The sequence below is a fragment of the Chryseobacterium sp. FG46 genome (assembly GCF_057809135.1).
The window spans coordinates 26,881-44,927 of the sequence record NZ_JBMDJJ010000020.1; the positions used below are offsets into that span (position 1 = coordinate 26,881).

Below are 18,047 nucleotides of genomic sequence, written 5' to 3' on the forward strand. Positions count from 1 at the left end.
TGGGGTGAATTAAAACTTAAAATCTTAATTTTACAGAGAAATAAATTGAAATGAAAGTTCTTATAAAAAATGTAAATATCGTCAATGAAGGGAAAATCTTTGAAAGCGATATCCTGATAGAAAATGATTTAATTTCTAAAATAGCTGCCGGCATTTCTGAAGCTGCCGATCAGATCATTGATGGATCAGATAAGTATCTTCTTCCTGGAGTAATAGATGATCAGGTGCATTTCCGTGAACCGGGCCTTACTCATAAAGGAGATATTGAAAGCGAATCAAGAGCAGCAATTGCGGGAGGGATCACCAGTTTTATAGATCAGCCGAATACTGTTCCAAACGCTGTTACCCAGGAGCTATTAGCAGACAAATATGAAATTGCTTCCCAAAAAGCATATGCCAATTACGGTTTTATGATGGGAGGAACAAATGATAATCTGGAGGAAGTTTTGAAAACAAACCCTAGAAATGTTCCGGGAATCAAGTTATTTTTAGGATCATCTACAGGAAATATGCTGGTGGATAATCCTGAAACTCTGGAAAACATTTTCAGCAATACCAAAATGCTGATTGCTGTTCACTGTGAAGATGAAGCTACCATCAGAGCCAATACTCAGAAATATATGGATGAATATGGGGATGATATTCCTGTAAAATTCCACCATCTGATCAGAAGTGAAGAATCATGTTATAAATCTTCATCCAAAGCGATTGAACTTGCGAAAAAAACAGGAGCGAGACTTCATGTTTTTCACCTTTCAACAGCAAAGGAAATGGAACTTTTCCGAAATGATATTCCTTTACAAGATAAAAAGATCACCGCTGAGGTATGTGTTCATCACCTTACTTTTACCAATGAGGATTATGAAACAAGAGGAGGTCTTATCAAATGGAATCCGGCTGTAAAAACTCAAAAAGATAAAGATGCGCTTTGGGAAGCTTTGCTGGATGACAGAATAGATGTGATTGCTACAGATCATGCTCCACATACTGCAGAAGAGAAGAACAATGTGTATACAAAATGTCCTTCAGGAGCACCTTTGGTACAGCATTCACTGGTGGTAATGCTTGAAAACTATAAAAACGGTAAAATCTCCCTTGAGAAAATCGTTGAAAAGATGGCTCATAATCCTGCTATTCTTTTTAAAGTTGAAAAAAGAGGTTTTGTAAGAGAAGGCTATAAAGCAGATCTAGTTTTAGTAGATTTGAATGAAAACTGGACGGTTTCCAAAGACAATTTACTGTATAAATGTGGCTGGAGTCCACTGGAAGGAATGAATTTCCATTCTAAAGTTACCCATACATTTGTCAACGGACATCTGGTGTATGATAATGGTACAATTGCAGAAGAGAAATTTGGAGAGAGATTACTTTTTGAACCTAGAGATTAATAGCGCAAAAAGGCAAAAAAGCGAAATCATAAAATTGCAAAAACTCTCTCAGAAACTATAATAATCAATAGGAGCGGGCTTTAGCCCGCTTTCTTGTTTTAAGAATCTTCCAAATCCGCACAATCTGCGAGAATATATTTATTCATTATTTATTTCTTCGCTTTATTTCCCATATAGAAAGTAAGTTTCCCTCCGTTCATAATCTCAGAATGCTTCAACGTGAAATTCTTAATCTCTTTTCCATTCAGAAGAACTTTCTGAACATACACATTTTCCGGACTTTGGTTGATCGCTTCAATTTCAAAAGTTTTTCCGTTTTCCAGATTCAGTACAGCGTGATCAATCGCCGGGCTTCCGATAGAATAGTTCTCTGATCCAGGAGCTACAGGATAGAAACCTAATGAACTCAAAATATACCATGCACTCATTTGTCCGGCATCATCATTTCCGCCCAGTCCGTCCGGTGTTGCTTTATACTGCATTTCCAGAATACGGCGGATCTGTGCCTGCGCTTTCCATGGCTGCCCTGCCCAGTTATAGAAATAAGCAGCATGGTGAGCAGGTTCGTTCCCATGAACATATCCACCAATAATTCCTTCCCGTGTAATATCTTCAGTATCTGCAAAGAATTCATCAGGTAAATGCATGGTGAACAGCTCGTCCAGTTTTGATGCAAATTTTTTCTTTCCACCCATCATGGTAATCAGTTCATCAGGATTTTGTGGAACAAAGAAATTGTAGTTCCATGAGTTGCCTTCAATAAAGCCTTGCCCATGGGTGCTTAGTACATCAAAATCTTTTTTAAAGCTTCCATCTGCCAAACGCGGACGCATAAACCCGATGGTTTTGTCAAAATTATTTTTCCAGTTTTCAGATCGCCTGATAAACTGATTGTAGATTTCTGTTTTGTTTAAATGTTTTGCCAGTTGAGCAATAGCCCAGTCATCATAGGCATATTCTAATGTATTGGAAACTGATGTTCCGTTTTTTTCAGCCGGAATATATCCAAGATCAATGTATTGTCCGATGCCCTCGTAATTCCTTTTATTAGCTGTTTCTATACAAGCTTTCAATGCTTCTTCAGGATCACCTTCATAATTTCCCTTGATAATAGCGTCAGCCACAACGCTTACACTGTGATAGCCGCTCATACACCAGTTGTCATTGGCATAATGTGGCCAGACAGGCAGCATTTTCATTGAGAATTGATTATAATGTGCCATCATGGATTTTACCATGTCACCATTTCGTTGAGGCTGGATGATATTAAAGAAAGGATGAAGCGTACGGTAAGTATCCCACAGAGAGAAGGTGGTATAATTGGTAAAGCCATCTGCTTTATGAACATTCTGATCCAGTCCTTTATATTCTCCATTAACGTCCATATAAGTGGTGGGGTTGATGAAGGTATGGTACATGGCGGTATAAAAATTCGTCTTTTCCGTATCAGAACCTTTGATGACAATTTTATTTAATTCCTTGTTCCAGTTGTCCTGGGCTATAGCTTTAACCTGATCAAAAGTCATATTCCCGGTTTCTTTTTCCAGATTTTCCAGAGCATTGGTCTGGCTTACCGGAGAAATGGCCAATTTTAATTCAATCGCTTCATTTTCATTGGTATCAAAATCAAAATACATTTTCAGGTTCTTACCTGCAATTTCTGGGAAGTTCTTATTTTGATCAAATTTTCTCCAGAATCCTTTGTAAACCTGCTTTTCATCAAAGTTTTGCTGACCGTAAGATTTAAAAGGTTTTGAAAACTTCATAGCAAAATAAACCGTTCTGGTTCTCGCCCAACCGTTGGTCTGGCGGTAACCTGTGATGGTATTTCCGTTTTCTACCCGCACGTAGGTCCATACATTTTTCCCGTCATAATTGTAAATACCGGCCATCAGATCCAGAATAATATGAGCCTGGTCAGACTTCGGGAAAGTATAGCGGTGAATTCCCACTCTTGGCGTTGCTGTAAGCTCAGCAAGAATATTGTGATCATCCAGTTTTACTTTATAATATCCGGCTTCTGCAGTTTCGTTCTGGTGTGAAAATCTGCTTCTGTAGCCGTTTTCAGGGTTAGCTGCTGTTCCGGGATTCAATTGAAGTTTTCCTACGGTAGGCATCACCAGAAAATCTCCGAGATCAGAATGTCCTGTACCGCTGAAATGGGTAGAGCTGAATCCCACAATGGTTTTATCTTCATAACGGTAGCCGGCGCAGTATTTATACACCTCACCATTGTATTTTCCATTAAGTTCATAAGAGATAGTATCTGTTTCAGGGCTTAACTGTACAGCACCAAAAGGAACAGTGGCTCCCGGATATGTATGCCCCATTTTTTCGGTTCCGATCAGAGGGTTGACATATTGTATTAATTTTTCAAATTTTTGAGCATGAAAGTTTGCACTTAAAAATGCTAGAGAAAGAAAAACAATAGACTTGTGATTTTTCATTAATGACAATTTTTCAAAGTTTAAAATTAATTAAAATCATCATTTGCTTTTGTGTTTTAAAGTAGTTAAGGGCTATTTATTCTTTTTCAGAAAATCGGAAACCTATTCCGTGTAGGTTTTCTATTAAAACGTTTTGCTCTTCAGCCAGTACTTTTCTTAATCGGGAAATAAATACATCAAGGCTTCGTCCCATAAAATAATCATCATCACCCCAGATTGCCTTTAGAATGTCCTGTCTTTTGACCACCAGGTTTTTGTGGCGGATAAAATATAAGAGGAGATCTGATTCTCTTTGGGTAAGAGTAATGCTGTTTTCTATCCCTTGAAGGGTATAGTTTTTAGGATCAAAATTATATTTGCCCACCTTATATTGTAAAGGAGTAGTATCTGTTTTCTTAGTACGTTTAAGGAAAACCTCAATTTTCAGCATCAGTTCTTCAATACTGAATGGCTTTACCAGATAATCATCAGCTCCAATTTTAAGTCCTTTGATTCTGTCCTCTTTTAATGCTTTTGCAGAGATAAAAATAATCGGAACCTCAGCATTTTTACTGCGGATTCGCTGTGCCACCTCAAATCCGTTCATGCCAGGCATCATAATATCCAGCAGGCAGATATCAAAATCCTTACTGTTAAATGCTTCCAGAGCAGATTCACCGTCAGAATAACAGCTGATGTCATAATAACTTTCCAAACTGTCTTCCACCAGAAAAGCTATTGTTTTGTCATCTTCGGCATATAAAATTTTAGATTTCTCCATACTTACACATGATTAATTTGAAAACGGAAAGAAGAGCGTTGTACTAATTCCTTTGTCTTCATTATTTTCCACAGAAATTTTCCAGTGATGCTGCTGAACTACTTTTTTTACATAAAATAATCCCAGTCCGAAACCATTTACTTCTTCACTTCTTTTGGTATGTACCCTGTAAAATTTATCAAAAATATGAGGAATATTTTTAGCAGGAATCCCCATTCCGTTATCTTTAAACTTTAAATATAAACCTTTTGAATCTTTATAAGCTGAAATTTCAATCACAGGCTTTGTTTCACAATATTTGATGGAATTATCCAGCAGGTTGTAAATGATATTGGTAAAGTGAAATTCATCTGCCATTACTGAAGTACTGTTTTCAATATCAATCTCAATGCTGAGGTCTTTGTTTTTGTGCCGAATATTATCAGCAATTTCCTGAATAAAAGGAAGTAACAGGATTTTTTGAGGCTTTAATGACAGTCCTGCCGCATCATTTTTAGCAATATTCAATATTTTCTCAATGTGGCTGTTAAGCTTGTGACTTTGATTGATGATAATGGAAGTATAGGTCTGCAGTTTGGAATTATCCTTTACCAGTTCCTGCTTATTGAGAGCTTCCGAAGCCAAAAGTATCGAAGATAAAGGAGTCTTAAACTCATGAGTCATATTATTAATAAAATCACGCTGCAGTTCCGAAAACTTCTTCTGCTGAATGATTGTATAGATAGAATATACATACACCAAAAGGATGATGATAAGAGCAAATGTAAGCAGATACCAGAATCGTAATGAACTGATCAGATAAGTGGTTTTATCAGGAAAACGGATGGAAAAGTAATAGATCAGATTTTTATGCTTCGGAAAATTGATCACCTTGTTGCCGGGACTTTCCTGATGAGAGGTCATGTATTTTCCATAGATCATTTTATCACTGTGGCAATTGTATAATGCATACACATAATCTGTGTTGATCTGGAAGCGGGTGAACTCTGTTTTCAGATAATATTCAAGAACTACGGGGTGAAATTCATTGTTGATATTAACCACATAATAGTCATTCGCAATATTCTGTACAGGATTTTCGGTGTAGGAAGTCTTTCCTCCGGAAAGTTTTTCTGCAACCTCCATTAAGGCAATGTTGACCTTCTGGTTAAATTTTTTATCTTCAAGATTATAAGCTTGGTGCGTCCACATCAGCTGTGCTATTAAAATCCCGATAATAGCAATGAATCCCAGCGTTATGATAATATTGAGTCTTTTTATTTTCATTTCCTGAAACAATATTATCCAAAAATATCTATTTATCTTTTATTATTAACAACTCGTTAACAAATGTTAGACATCGGTTAACAAGTTGTAATTATTGTCTGCTTTACATTTGCTATATCAAAGAAAATAATCAGTTTCAAATATTAAAATGTATACTCATGAAAAAATTAAAAATTACAGCTCTTTTGGCCGTGTTGGCATTCTCTCCTTTTTATGCTAATGTATTGACTGCAGATGCTCCATCCATTGTGAAAATGGTTGCAGATGCTATTAAATGGAAATCAGAATCTATTGATGTAGGAAATATTCCTCAGGGTAAGCCGAAGTTGATCAGATTTGAATTTACCAATACAAGCTCAAAACCAATCATTATTCAGAATGTAGCTCCTTCATGCGGATGTACCACTGCAGATTATACAAAAACACCTATCCAGCCAGGGAAGAAAGGATTTGTAGAAGCTAGCTATAATGCAGCAGCATCTGGTCCGTTTATGAAGACTGTAAACGTTACTACAAGTGATAGCAAAACTCCTAAGACACTTTCATTCAAAGGAGTGGTTACAGCTTAATACATTATTTTTTTCAAAATAAAAATAGCCTGGTAAGTAATTGTCAGGCTATTTTATTTAAAAAAAGTCTACCAGTTTTAAAAAAAAGGGAGAGAATAATTATTTGTAGCATTATTTATCAATCCATTTTAAAGGATTGCATTTCAATATTTAGTATTTTTAAGAAAAAATATTTTATGAGTCTATATACACAACCTATGCTGCGCGAAGGTGCACTAAAAGATAAAGTAGCAATTGTAACAGGCGGCGGCAGCGGTCTTGGCAAAGCGATGACTAAATACTTTCTTGAACTGGGCGCTAAAGTGGTGATTACTTCCAGAAATCTGGAAAAGCTGCAGACCACAGCTAAGGAACTTGAAGATGAAACCGGAGGTAAAGTGCTTTGCGTAGCGTGTGATGTAAGAAACTGGGAAGAGGTAGAAGCAATGAAAGAGGCAACGCTGAAAGAATTCGGAAAGATTGATATTTTGTTGAATAATGCAGCAGGAAACTTCATTTCGCCAACAGAAAAACTGACTCACTCTGCTTTTGACTCCATTCTCGATATTGTTTTAAAAGGAACAAAAAACTGTACCCTTTCCGTAGGAAAACACTGGATAGATTCTAAAACACCGGGAACTGTACTGAACATTGTAACCACTTATGCATGGACAGGCTCTGCCTATGTAGTGCCATCAGCCTGTGCAAAAGCAGGAGTTCTGGCGATGACCAGATCATTAGCTGTAGAATGGGCAAAATACGGAATCCGTTTCAATGCCATTGCACCAGGACCTTTCCCTACAAAAGGAGCTTGGGACAGACTTCTTCCCGGAGATCTTCAGGAGAAATTTGATATGAAGAAAAAAGTTCCGTTGAGAAGAGTAGGAGAGCATCAGGAGCTTGCCAACCTTGCTGCTTATCTGGTTTCTGATTATTCAGCGTATATGAATGGGGAAGTGGTAACCATTGATGGTGGCGAGTGGCTTCAGGGTGCCGGCGAATTCAATATGCTTGAAGCAATTCCTAAAGAAATGTGGGATGCTTTGGAAGCCATGATAAAAGCCAAAAAATCAAATTAAATTAAACTTATAGTAAAAAAACTCCCGGATGTGTAACAAATCCGGGAGTTTTTTTTACCTATACACTAAATAATACTTTTTCAAATGAATTTTAAACTTCCAACGCTTGTTTCGACACTTGCAGTTGTCCTCTTCTCAGGATCTGCATATGCACAGCAAACTCCGAAATACGATTACGTAGAAGCATTTAAGCCATTCTTTTATCCGCAGACAGGTACAGCAACCCGTTCTGCAAGCGGACAGCCGGGACATGCTTACTGGCAGAATTCAGCAGATTATCATTTGAATGTCAGCCTGAATGAAGCTAAAAAAGAAATTACAGGAACGGCAGAAATTACCTATACCAACAACAGTCCGGATCAATTAGGTTTTTTGTGGCTGCAGCTTGATCAGAACCTGTTTGCGAAAGACTCCAGAGGAAATGGAGTAGTTCCGCTTTCCGGAAGCCGAAATGGAGCTCATGGTGAAGAGTTGAACGGCGGATATACCATTAAATCAGTCAAACTGGATGGTAAGAAAGATGTAAAATACACCATTACCGATACGAGAATGCAGATTGATCTTCCCAAAGAGCTGAAAGCCAATGGAGGGGTTACCAAAATAGAAATTGAGTATTCCTTTATTTCTCCTGATTATGGATCAGACAGAATGGGAATACAGGATACTAAAAACGGTAAAATATTTACCATGGCACAGTGGTATCCGAGAATGTGCGTATACGATGATGTTTTAGGATGGAATACATTACCCTACCTTGGAGCTTCGGAATTCTATTTGGAATATGGAAATATCACAGCCAATATTACAGTTCCTGCCAATCATTATGTAGTGGCATCCGGAGAACTTCTGAATGAGAAAGAAGTGTATAGTAAAGAAGAAATTAACAGATGGAATGAGGCAAGAAACAGTGATAAAACAGTAATGATCCGTCCTGAATCTGAAATCGGTAAAAATAAAACTTCCGGTACAAAGACCTGGAAATTTAAAATTAATCAGACCAGAGATTTTGCATGGGCATCATCTGCCGGATTTATTTTGGATGCAGCAAAAATAAATTTACCTAGTGGAAAGAAATCTTTGGCTATTTCGGCTTATCCGGCAGAAAGTGCGGGTGAAAAAGCATGGGGAAGGTCTACAGAATATACCAAAGCTGCTATAGAGCATTATTCAAAAAAATGGTATGAATACACCTATCCGGCTGCCACCAATGTAGCAGGAAATGAGGGCGGAATGGAATATCCAGGAATTGTTTTCTGTCATATGGACTCCAAAGGAGAAGATCTTTGGGGCGTTACAGACCATGAGTTCGGACACAACTGGTTTCCCATGATCGTAGGATCTAATGAAAGACTCTTCGCATGGATGGATGAAGGGTTTAACACATTCATCAACGGACTTTCCACCGAAGCTTTCAATAAAGGAGAATATTACCGTAAACCGAATCTGGCAAGATCAGGAATGTATCTGTTGACAGACAGTCTGGAACCTGTAATGGTAGGACCGGACAATATGAAAGAAAGAAGCATTGGTGCTTTGGCTTATTTTAAACCGGGAACAGGATTAGAGGTTTTAAGAGAAGCAATTCTGGGTCCTGAAAAGTTTGACAAAGCATTCAGAACCTATATAGATCGCTGGGCTTTTAAACATCCTACTCCCTGGGATTTTTTCCATACCATGGAAAATGTTTCCGGAGAGGAACTGAACTGGTTCTGGAGAGGATGGTTCTTTAATAAATGGAAAATTGATCAGGCTGTTAAAAACGTAAAATACATCAACGGAGACTTTAAAAACGGAGTTCAGATTACCGTTGAAAATATTGGACAAATGCCGATGCCTACTACTGTACAGTTGAAATTCAAAGATGGAACTGCACAGGTGGTGAAAATTCCTGTTGAAGTCTGGAAAAGAAATACTGAATGGACATTCAAGGTAGATTCTAACAAGGAAATAGATGAGGTAAAGCTGGACCCGAATTCTGTTGTCCCTGATGTCAATCTGGAAAACAATAGCCGTAAACCGTCATAAAAATGTTGGATCTATTTAAATTTAACGCAAAGCTTTCATTTGTATACTGTAATATTTTTAAGAGAGCAAAGGATGGAATCAATGAAATTGATTCTTTCTAAGCGAACGCATAACCATATAGCTTCATTAGCAACTTGTTGCGTTCTTAGCTTACTTTAGAATAAGAAGAATTCATATCATCTTTGTTTATATAAAATAAACATCCGCAATATACATCACAAAAGCCTGAGCTTACCATCGGTAAGTTCAGGCTTTTTATTTTAGGGTGTTTTTCCGGTATAAGTGAAGGGGTTCTCCTGCAATGTTTGGGGGGTCGGCAATATAATTTTGTCGTACAATATTAATTTAAAACAAAAACAACATGGAAACATTAAAATCAGTGCTTGAAGCAAGCCACGCCAAAAAAACAAAAAATGAGTTAATTGATCTTTTATCAGGAGTAGAAAAAGTGCTTACTCCTGCAGTGTACGAAAAAGTATCAGGAATTGAGACTTCAGAATTGAGTTCATTGACGAACAAAGAATTGTTAACTATAGTAGATGAATTCAAAAAGAACTATGATGAAAAATGGGAAAAATCTTTCTCCGGTGCCTCTTCTGAGATCATGAAACTGATTGCCGGTAGAATGGCTGCTGATGAAGAGATTTTCAGAACCTCTGATGCTGCCAGCGCAGATTTTGCTGCAGAATTAGGAAGTATTGATTTTGCTACTATCATTGGCGGACCTTTGGATGCCTGTGTAAAAGCACAGTCTAATGCCTCTATTGCCACTGTTAATTTTATCAACGAAGTAGGTTTTGAGCTTACGGATTCCAACAACCCGAATAGTGCGAAAAAACTGAGAATGGCAGAATTCAAATACAAAAAAAATATTCCGAACCCGGATTTTAAGGAAGATGAGCCGGTAAGTGCAACCAACCCAAAAACCATTCCTGATGATGTGGAAATTTCAGTGCCTTTTATTGCGCTGCTGAATGTCCCAAGCTTCAGAATTGAAACCTGTGAAGTAGACTTTAATGTTAAGCTTAATTCCACATACACCAAAGACGTAAGTGATGAATTTGGTATCAATGCCGGAGTTTCCGGAGGATGGGGACCTGTAAAATTCAAAGTGGATGTATCCTATAAGAGAACTTCCAGTACGGGAATCAAAGTGGAAAAAGAATATTCTCTTGGCGTAAAAGTACGTGCAACCAATGACGAAATGCCTGCCGGACTTGAAAAAGTGCTTGGACTTCTTTCACAATAATTAGATTTTACGAAAGATGATAAAACTATCAGATTACCTGGATTATCTCAACAACGAGATAATTCAGGCTCGTAAAAAAGCAGACGAAAACGCAGTTCTTATTGCCAAAGAATATGCCCGTCATGAATACCTTAAATATTTTAAGGTTCCGAGATATGCCCTGCCAAGTGTAAAGATGGATATCCCGATTAAAATCACGGATATTGATTCAGATTCCAAATATAATTTTAAACTGAATCAGGATCAGTTCGTTACAGAAATAAATGAAAGAATCCGTCTGGTGAATAGGGAGAAGAAATTTAATATTCCCGAAATCAGCAAGAGACAGCTTCAGACTGAAGAATTCAAAACCCTGTTCAGTAAACTGGAAAAAAATGATCAGAAATTCGGGCAGCTCCCAGCCAATGAAGTGCTCAAACTGGATCTCAGAAATAAAATGCAGCTTTTAAATTCAGGGATCTTCAGACCGCAGGAAGGAACAGAAGAGGAAACTGATGAATTGAAAGAAATTTTTTCAAAAGTTCTGCTGAATAAATATACCCTGGTGAATGCCAAGCTGAATAATATTTACATAGATCCCAATACCAGTGCAGCGGAAGATAAAGACAAGTTATTCATCAACCTCCATGTAGAAATGGAGGAAGAAGGAATCAGAATTGTGTCTTATAAAGACAAAGACGGTAATGAAATAGAACAGATAACTTTTGAGTAATGCAGGAACTTATTCACTTTACAGTACAGAAAATTAAGGAGCTTCTGGAACAGTTCAATGAAGTTCAGTCCTTATATCTGTCAAAATCATTTGACTTTGATACCCGTTTTGATAGATTTCTCAACGAAGTCCTGGAATATTTTCGTACCAAAGGAAACACCAGCTATGAATCTGAAGTTTTGAAAATTATGAATATGATTGCGACTGTGAAAAGAGGCTTTAATCCTATTAAAATGGAGAAAATAGTGTCCGGAAGACGAGAACTTCTGGGAGGGTTTTCATTCAACGGGATAGAAAGTATTTATAATATTCTGATGGAAATATATACGAAGGAAAACAAGAAGCTTAATGATGCGGAAGAACTTATTTCCGGGGTTGTTGTCTCATTATACCAGAACGGAATTTTGGATGACGGAAAACTGAAAGAAATGAATTCCGTACCAAAAATTGAAAGCTTCTGGAACTCACTCGTTGTACAGAATGCGGCCATATCCGGAATTAATAAAAAACTCAGACTTTCCATCATTCCGGAAGATATCTTCATCATTCTGGAAAAAATATTTCTGAAATTAATTTAAAAAAGACCATTATGGAAACCGGAAGATACATTGTTCTGCTTCAGGATCAGCAGAAAAATTCGCTCAAAAAAATAGAGAAAGAACTGGAAGTGAGTATTACTTCTTCAGAATTTCTCTCCAAAGAAAACCGTTCTTATGACGTCATTGACAAAGACAATGGTGTACTTTATAAAAATCTTGGGGTATTGGTGGTGGAAAATATGGATGAAGATCAATTGAAGAGCGCAGTAAAAGATGAATCAAATTCTATTGTGTACTACGAAAAAGAAAGAGAATTTTTCTCTGCTGATGAATTGCAGCTGATTAACGAACTTAAAAAACAGTCTGCAGGGCTTGCAGAAAAAATCTCAGAACTTGAAAAATACATAACCAGCAAACCTTTGCCTCAAAAATTATTCGTTGAAATGGAATGGGGATTAAAAGCTATTGGGCTGGAAAATACCAGCTACACCGGAAAAGGGATTGATGTCTGCATTCTCGATACCGGACTTGAAACTTCCCATCCGGATTTTTCCGCTGAGGTTATTGAAGGAAAATCTTTTATAGATGGTGAAGACTGGAACAGAGATCCCAACGGACATGGTACACACTGTGCAGGAGTGGCTGCAGGAAATACCAGACGTGATACAGGAAAGCGCTACGGAATTGCCAGAGATTGCAATCTGAAAATAGCAAAAGTGCTCGCAGACAACGGAAGAGGAACTACCAGCAGTGTGATTGATGCGATAGACTGGGCCATTTCAAAGAAATTCAGAATTCTGTCCCTTTCGCTGGCATCTCCGGCGAAACTTGATGATCAGCCTTCCGTTCTTTTTGAAACCATTGGAGAAAGAGCGTTGGAAAATAACTGTCTTATTATAGCAGCTGCAGGCAATGACAGCAACAGGCCGCAGATTCCACAGCCTGTTTCCATGCCGGCCAATTCAAAATCTATTATGGCTGTTGGTGCTATTGATAGCCAAATGAAGATTGCCAGATTCTCAAACGCAGGAATTAATCCATCTGCAGGAGGAAATATCAATGTCTGTGCTCCAGGGGTAGATATTATCAGTTCCTATCCTAAAAATGCAAAAAATAAAAGTAATTTGTACTACAGCATGAGTGGTACAAGTATGGCAGCACCGCATGTTTCCGGGCTTGCAGCATTGTATATGGAACAGTTTCCCGATAAATCAGCAAAAGAGATCTGGGAACTGATTGAAAAGAAGGCAAGACCTATTGAAGGCATAAAATACAGAGATATTGGAAACGGTTTAATACAGATATACGTATGATCACTTACCTCGCAGTTTTAAAGAAAGATATAAATTTAAAAAAGCTTGAAGTTCTCCTCAAAAATAAAGGCATAAAACTGGCTGCTCACTACAAAACCATAGGAGTGGTAAAGCTTGAAAGTCAGTTGCCGGTTTTGGAGTCTGAATTTCAGGAGTATTTTATATCTATAGAAGAAGAAAAAGATAATTTAACAATATAATCACATCAATAAAGCTTTTCTGTCGCAGAGAAGTTTTATTTTTGTCTCTTACTGATAAAATAACATATGAATTTCAGATTTTCAATGGTGTTTCTGATGTTTTTTGCATTAGGATTTTCACAAGACCTTACCGTGATGAGTTTTAATATCAGACTGAACGTAGAGTCGGATAAAGACAATGCCTGGCCAAAAAGGAAACAGGATGTTGCTGATTTACTGACCTATTATCATCCGGATTATTTCGGAGTACAGGAAGCCCTTCCGGAACAGATGAAAGATATTAAAACAGGATTGAAGAACTATAATTATGTAGGCGTAGGAAGAGATGACGGAAAAGAAAAAGGAGAGTTTTCTGCCATCTTTTATGATACAAACAAGCTACAAATTGTAAAATCCGGTACGTTCTGGTTATCTGAAACTCCGGAAAAACCTTCAAAAGGCTGGGATGCCGCATTGAACAGAATCTGTACCTATGCTGTATTTAAAGATAAAAAATCCAAGAAAGAATTTCTGGCAATGAATCTTCATTTTGATCATGTAGGAAATGTGGCAAGAGTAAAATCTTCCGAACTGATCCTGAAAAAAATCAAAGAGCTGAATCCAAAAAATCTTCCGGTAACGCTGAGCGGAGATTTTAACCTGACAGATGATTCCGAACCGATTAAAATTCTTTCCCAGAATATGAAAGATACTTTTTATCATTCAGAAACGAAACATTATGGCCCGGTAGGAACATTCACAGGCTTCAATGTGAATGAAGTCCCGAAAGACAGAATCGATTATATTTTTACACAAGGTTTTAAGATCAGATCTCACAGACATATTAATGACAGAAGAGAAAATCTGTTGTATCCATCAGACCATTTTCCGGTGATTGTGAATCTTTCCCTATAAAAAATCAGTTGGTTGGAAAATCGACTTCAAATCCAATTCCTCTCAGGGATTGGATTTTTATTTTGGGATCACTGTTTTCACAAAGATTTTCATTGAAATTCAACTTTGGAAATCAATCGGTTAAAAATGCAAAAACAATTAAGAAGACAGCTGAGCATGATAGATTGTAGAGTATTTTAATTAAAAAGTTAATTGTCGTGAAATATTGTCGTGAAATAATAGTCTTCTGATAGTGTATTTTCGTTATTTTTGACACTTGTCTTTAAAAAGATCGCTATGAAGAAAATTTTTTCCGGGATGCTGATCGCAGTTTCTTTACTGCAATTGTCAGCTCAGGAATTGTATATGCCGAGGAATATCAAAAAAGCGTATGAAAGAGGAACACGTGATATCTCCGGAGCGCCAGGAAAAAACTACTGGCAGAATAAAGGAGTGTATAATGTAGAGGTGAGAGTAGATGCTGCTACAAAAGTAGTTTCCGGAAAAGAAACCATTGTTTATACCAACAACAGCCCGGATCATCTGAATGAACTGGCTATTCGATTTGTGAATAACCTTCACAAGCCGCAGTCGCCAAGATCTGGTTTTGTATCTAAGGATTTCCTTTCGTCAGGACTGAAAATTAAATCTTTTACGGTAAACAATGTAAAATATGAGATCAACAGTGATGATTGGAGTACTGTTGAAAAAGTAAAATTAAAATCAGCTCTAAAATCCAAATCAAAAGCTGAGGTTAAAATAGAGTGGGAATATCCATTATCAGTTCAGAGTGGAAGAGAAGGGCAGATTGATCCTGAAACATTTTATGTGGCATACTCTTTTCCGAGAATTTCCGTGTATGATGATTACAATGGATGGGATATGCTGCAGCACTCAGACAGACAGGAGTTTTATAATGATTTCAATGATTACAGTTTTGCCATCACCGCACCGAAAAATTATGTAGTCTGGGCAACCGGAGATTTTCTGAATCCGGAAGCTGTCCTTCAGCCCGAATATTTAAAAAGATATAAAGCTTCTCTGAAAAGTGATAAACTGATGCATATCGCTACAGAGCAGGAAATGAAATCAGGAAAAGTAACCAGGCAGAATAAGTGGAATGTCTGGAAATTTAAAGCCAGCCATATTACAGATTTCTGTTTTGCGATGAGTAACCATTATGTGTGGGATGCGGCCAGTGTTCAGTTAAAAACAAAAAGAGCCAGTGTTCAGGCCGGATATAAAAACGGAGCTAAAGATTTTGAACATTATGTAGACTGGATGCGCTACAATCTGGATTGGTTCTCAAAAAACTGGCCGGGCGTGGAATATCCTTACAACGTCATGACGGCTATCCAGGGATACGCAGATATGGAATATCCTATGATGATTAATGATACCAGTATTCCTGATGATCTTAATGATGCAAGGCTTACGGCAGATCATGAAATTGCCCATACGTATTTCCCTTTTTATATGGGAATCAATGAAACCAGATATGCATTTATGGATGAAGGCTGGGCAACCACGCTGGAATATCTTATAGGTATTGATGAAAACGGAGAAGCGGCTGCCAAGGAATTTTACAAAAATTTCCGTGTTAAAAGATGGATCAATGATCCTTCTGCAGAACAGGATCAACCAGTAATTACCATGAGTACACAGGTAAGCGGTGCCGGATATGGAAACAACTCTTATGTAAAATCTTCATTGTCTTATCTGGCGCTGAAAGATTATTTAGGAGATGAACTCTTCAAAAAAGCATTACATCACTACATGGATAACTGGAACGGGAAACATCCTGTGCCCTGGGATTATTTCAATTCTATGAATACAGGCTCTGGAAAAAACCTGAACTGGTTTTTTCAGAATTGGTTTTATACCAATAATTATATTGACTTAAAAGTAACAGGTGCATCCCAGATGAATGACATGCTTACCATTAATGTTGCGAATGTAGGAGGCTTTGCCATTCCGTTTGATGCTCTATTATCGTATGATGACGGAACAACAGAAAAACTCCATTTTTCACCTTCAGTTTGGGAAAAAGATCAGAAACTGACTGACCTTGTAATTCCTATTAAGAAAAAAATAAAATCGGTACAGCTGGACGGAGATATTTTTATGGATTATACTCCGGATGACAACCGTAAAAGCTTATAAAAGTAAAGCCTTCAGATTCTGAAGGCTTTCTTGTTTTTAAAAATAGGCAGTCAATCGTAAACCTAGTGTAATATAATTGATTTTTTCTTTAGCAATCAGGTTATTCAGTTCCTGATCCAGTTCAGCACTTTCCTTAATATCATCGCTGAAGTAATAGCGGATAGTAGAATTAATCTGATTGTAATCCGTATAGAAAGTAAGACCTAATCCCGGATTGAACTTGTAGGTCATAGAAGCGCCTGTATTCCACCGGAAAGCTGGTTTTGGTTTGTAGCTGGCTATCTGAAGCTCGTGGTTGGGAGTATCAATATCCTCTCCTCTTACAAATACTTTTCCACTGGCAGTAGCAGCGTATCCTCCGGTAACCTTTACCGTAAGCTGCCATTTATCTGATATTTCATGAGAAAAATAAGGTCCTATGCCGGCAGAAAGAAATCCCATGGATTGTGTTTTGATTTCATGATCACCAAAGTCCTGCCCGTCATCTAATGTTATTCTTTGAGATTTAATAGGGAAGCTGCTGAAGGATATATCGGCACCCACACCCCATTTTTTTGAAAAGAAATAAGCGCCCTCCAGTCCGCCCTCAAAACCTATTTGTTTTTTATCATCCAGTTCAGATTCTTTCAGGAAGTTGGTTGTCCCTAAAGCAGTCCCCATTTTTAGCGCAAGAAAAGATGGGTAATCGTTACCCTGTATTCTGGATAACATACTTAAATTATCACCCTTGTTTTTATAAATTTTGTCAATAAAAAAATACCCCAGTTCTGTTGATATAATCCCGATACCGGCACCGGCAAGGATATCCGGAACCCAGTGTCTGTTATTTAAATTTCTTCCAAGTCCTGTAAGAGTAGCAGAACCATATCCGGCAATACTGTAGGCCGGATTTACCAAACCATATTCTTTGTGGAGAAAGCTTGCATTGGTAAACGCCATAGCAGCATGTCCTGATGGAAAAGAATTGTTTTTGGATCCATCCGGACGTTCCACTTTTGCTGTATACTTAATAGAATTAACTAAAATTGCCATGATGGCTAAACTTGTACCATAAGATAAAGTAGCTCGTCCAATATTGTTACGACCTTTTACACCTGCCAGCTTTAATCCGTAAACAGCTACAGAAGGAGCGTATTGCAGATAATCATCATATTTGACTTTGAAGTTGGGAAGATATCGGTTTCTTACCTCTCGAATATTTTCTTTTTCTCCCCACGTTGCTGCGGCTGCAGTAAAAAGAATGGCTGGAGCTACTGATTTTTTTACCCATTCTTTTTGGAAAAAAGGAGTTTTCTCCTGAATAGTATACCCTGAATTGATGGCTGCCAGATCTTCCTTGAGATTTCGGGATTGAATGGTATCCTGTGCTTTGATACAGCATAATTGCAATAGTATTCCGGATGCTAATGCTATTTTTTTCATCTTGGTGGTATTGAAATTTAAATCGCGTAAAAATATTAAAAAAATCTATCCCAAAAATTGAGA

15 protein-coding genes are annotated in these 18,047 nt (G+C 37.6%); 11 read left to right on the forward strand and 4 right to left on the reverse strand.

The genetic code is table 11. The features are described from left to right. Window positions 1-50 precede the first annotated feature (50 nt). On the forward strand, window positions 51-1,388 hold the full coding sequence (locus tag ACODR7_RS15035) for a dihydroorotase (protein WP_488840240.1): 1,338 nt from the start codon (window positions 51-53) through the stop codon (window positions 1,386-1,388). A 149-nt stretch (window positions 1,389-1,537) separates the two neighbouring features. Here the strand turns inward: ACODR7_RS15035 and ACODR7_RS15040 are convergent, their stop codons facing one another. From ACODR7_RS15040 to ACODR7_RS15050, 3 genes are all read right to left on the reverse strand, one after another. Continuing rightward, window positions 1,538-3,835: a GH92 family glycosyl hydrolase gene (locus ACODR7_RS15040; RefSeq protein ID WP_488840242.1), complete on the reverse strand. Its 2,298-nt coding sequence runs from the start codon at window positions 3,833-3,835 to the stop codon at window positions 1,538-1,540. Window positions 3,836-3,911: 76 nt separating this feature from the next. After that, window positions 3,912-4,595: a response regulator transcription factor gene (locus tag ACODR7_RS15045; protein WP_488840244.1), complete on the reverse strand. Its 684-nt coding sequence runs from the start codon at window positions 4,593-4,595 to the stop codon at window positions 3,912-3,914. A 12-nt stretch (window positions 4,596-4,607) separates the two neighbouring features. Next, entirely contained in the window at window positions 4,608-5,861 is a 1,254-nt protein-coding gene (locus ACODR7_RS15050) for a sensor histidine kinase (protein ID WP_488840246.1), read from the reverse strand. A gap of 158 nt (window positions 5,862-6,019) precedes the next feature. Between ACODR7_RS15050 and ACODR7_RS15055 the strand changes: the two genes are divergently transcribed. The 10 genes from ACODR7_RS15055 (at window position 6,020) to ACODR7_RS15100 (ending at window position 16,562) form a co-directional block, all read left to right on the forward strand. Then, complete coding sequence (locus ACODR7_RS15055; protein WP_488840248.1) at window positions 6,020-6,430, forward strand: DUF1573 domain-containing protein; 411 nt, start codon at window positions 6,020-6,022, stop codon at window positions 6,428-6,430. A gap of 176 nt (window positions 6,431-6,606) precedes the next feature. Further along, on the forward strand, window positions 6,607-7,488 hold the full coding sequence (locus tag ACODR7_RS15060; protein ID WP_076596899.1) for an SDR family oxidoreductase: 882 nt from the start codon (window positions 6,607-6,609) through the stop codon (window positions 7,486-7,488). Window positions 7,489-7,572: 84 nt separating this feature from the next. After that, window positions 7,573-9,513 carry a M1 family metallopeptidase gene (locus ACODR7_RS15065; protein ID WP_488840251.1) on the forward strand — a complete coding sequence of 647 codons (1,941 nt, stop codon included), beginning with the start codon at window positions 7,573-7,575 and terminating at the stop codon, window positions 9,511-9,513. 361 nt (window positions 9,514-9,874) lie between these two features. Next, window positions 9,875-10,762, forward strand: coding sequence for a DUF2589 domain-containing protein (locus tag ACODR7_RS15070; RefSeq protein ID WP_488840253.1), 888 nt, complete (start codon window positions 9,875-9,877; stop codon window positions 10,760-10,762). A 16-nt stretch (window positions 10,763-10,778) separates the two neighbouring features. Next, entirely contained in the window at window positions 10,779-11,474 is a 696-nt protein-coding gene (locus ACODR7_RS15075) for a hypothetical protein (RefSeq protein ID WP_488840255.1), read from the forward strand. Next, entirely contained in the window at window positions 11,474-12,052 is a 579-nt protein-coding gene (locus tag ACODR7_RS15080; protein WP_488840257.1) for a hypothetical protein, read from the forward strand. The genes ACODR7_RS15075 and ACODR7_RS15080 overlap by 1 nt, the downstream gene beginning before the upstream one ends. 11 nt (window positions 12,053-12,063) lie before the next feature. Further along, window positions 12,064-13,326, forward strand: a complete 1,263-nt coding sequence (locus ACODR7_RS15085) for a S8 family peptidase (RefSeq protein ID WP_488840259.1) — start codon at window positions 12,064-12,066, stop codon at window positions 13,324-13,326. Beyond that, window positions 13,323-13,526 carry a hypothetical protein gene (locus tag ACODR7_RS15090; RefSeq protein WP_488840261.1) on the forward strand — a complete coding sequence of 68 codons (204 nt, stop codon included), beginning with the start codon at window positions 13,323-13,325 and terminating at the stop codon, window positions 13,524-13,526. Before ACODR7_RS15085 ends, ACODR7_RS15090 begins: the two co-directional genes overlap by 4 nt. Window positions 13,527-13,592: 66 nt before the next feature. Then, window positions 13,593-14,420, forward strand: coding sequence for an endonuclease/exonuclease/phosphatase family protein (locus ACODR7_RS15095; RefSeq protein ID WP_488840263.1), 828 nt, complete (start codon window positions 13,593-13,595; stop codon window positions 14,418-14,420). Between the two features lie 276 nt (window positions 14,421-14,696). Next, window positions 14,697-16,562: a M1 family metallopeptidase gene (locus ACODR7_RS15100; protein WP_488840265.1), complete on the forward strand. Its 1,866-nt coding sequence runs from the start codon at window positions 14,697-14,699 to the stop codon at window positions 16,560-16,562. A 36-nt stretch (window positions 16,563-16,598) separates the two neighbouring features. Here the strand turns inward: ACODR7_RS15100 and ACODR7_RS15105 are convergent, their stop codons facing one another. Then, entirely contained in the window at window positions 16,599-17,984 is a 1,386-nt protein-coding gene (locus tag ACODR7_RS15105) for a phosphatase PAP2 family protein (RefSeq protein WP_488840267.1), read from the reverse strand. Window positions 17,985-18,047 lie beyond the last annotated feature (63 nt).

Bases quoted from the DNA above. Each gene is read 5' to 3' on its own strand.
- ACODR7_RS15035 (WP_488840240.1), top strand. From the start codon at position 51: ATGAAAGTTCTTATAAAAAATGTAAATATCGTCAATGAAGGGAAAATC.
- ACODR7_RS15040 (WP_488840242.1), bottom strand. From the start codon at position 3,835: ATGAAAAATCACAAGTCTATTGTTTTTCTTTCTCTAGCATTTTTAAGT.
- ACODR7_RS15045 (WP_488840244.1), bottom strand. From the start codon at position 4,595: ATGGAGAAATCTAAAATTTTATATGCCGAAGATGACAAAACAATAGCT.
- ACODR7_RS15050 (WP_488840246.1), bottom strand. From the start codon at position 5,861: ATGAAAATAAAAAGACTCAATATTATCATAACGCTGGGATTCATTGCT.
- ACODR7_RS15055 (WP_488840248.1), top strand. From the start codon at position 6,020: ATGAAAAAATTAAAAATTACAGCTCTTTTGGCCGTGTTGGCATTCTCT.
- ACODR7_RS15060 (WP_076596899.1), top strand. From the start codon at position 6,607: ATGAGTCTATATACACAACCTATGCTGCGCGAAGGTGCACTAAAAGAT.
- ACODR7_RS15065 (WP_488840251.1), top strand. From the start codon at position 7,573: ATGAATTTTAAACTTCCAACGCTTGTTTCGACACTTGCAGTTGTCCTC.
- ACODR7_RS15070 (WP_488840253.1), top strand. From the start codon at position 9,875: ATGGAAACATTAAAATCAGTGCTTGAAGCAAGCCACGCCAAAAAAACA.
- ACODR7_RS15075 (WP_488840255.1), top strand. From the start codon at position 10,779: ATGATAAAACTATCAGATTACCTGGATTATCTCAACAACGAGATAATT.
- ACODR7_RS15080 (WP_488840257.1), top strand. From the start codon at position 11,474: ATGCAGGAACTTATTCACTTTACAGTACAGAAAATTAAGGAGCTTCTG.
- ACODR7_RS15085 (WP_488840259.1), top strand. From the start codon at position 12,064: ATGGAAACCGGAAGATACATTGTTCTGCTTCAGGATCAGCAGAAAAAT.
- ACODR7_RS15090 (WP_488840261.1), top strand. From the start codon at position 13,323: ATGATCACTTACCTCGCAGTTTTAAAGAAAGATATAAATTTAAAAAAG.
- ACODR7_RS15095 (WP_488840263.1), top strand. From the start codon at position 13,593: ATGAATTTCAGATTTTCAATGGTGTTTCTGATGTTTTTTGCATTAGGA.
- ACODR7_RS15100 (WP_488840265.1), top strand. From the start codon at position 14,697: ATGAAGAAAATTTTTTCCGGGATGCTGATCGCAGTTTCTTTACTGCAA.
- ACODR7_RS15105 (WP_488840267.1), bottom strand. From the start codon at position 17,984: ATGAAAAAAATAGCATTAGCATCCGGAATACTATTGCAATTATGCTGT.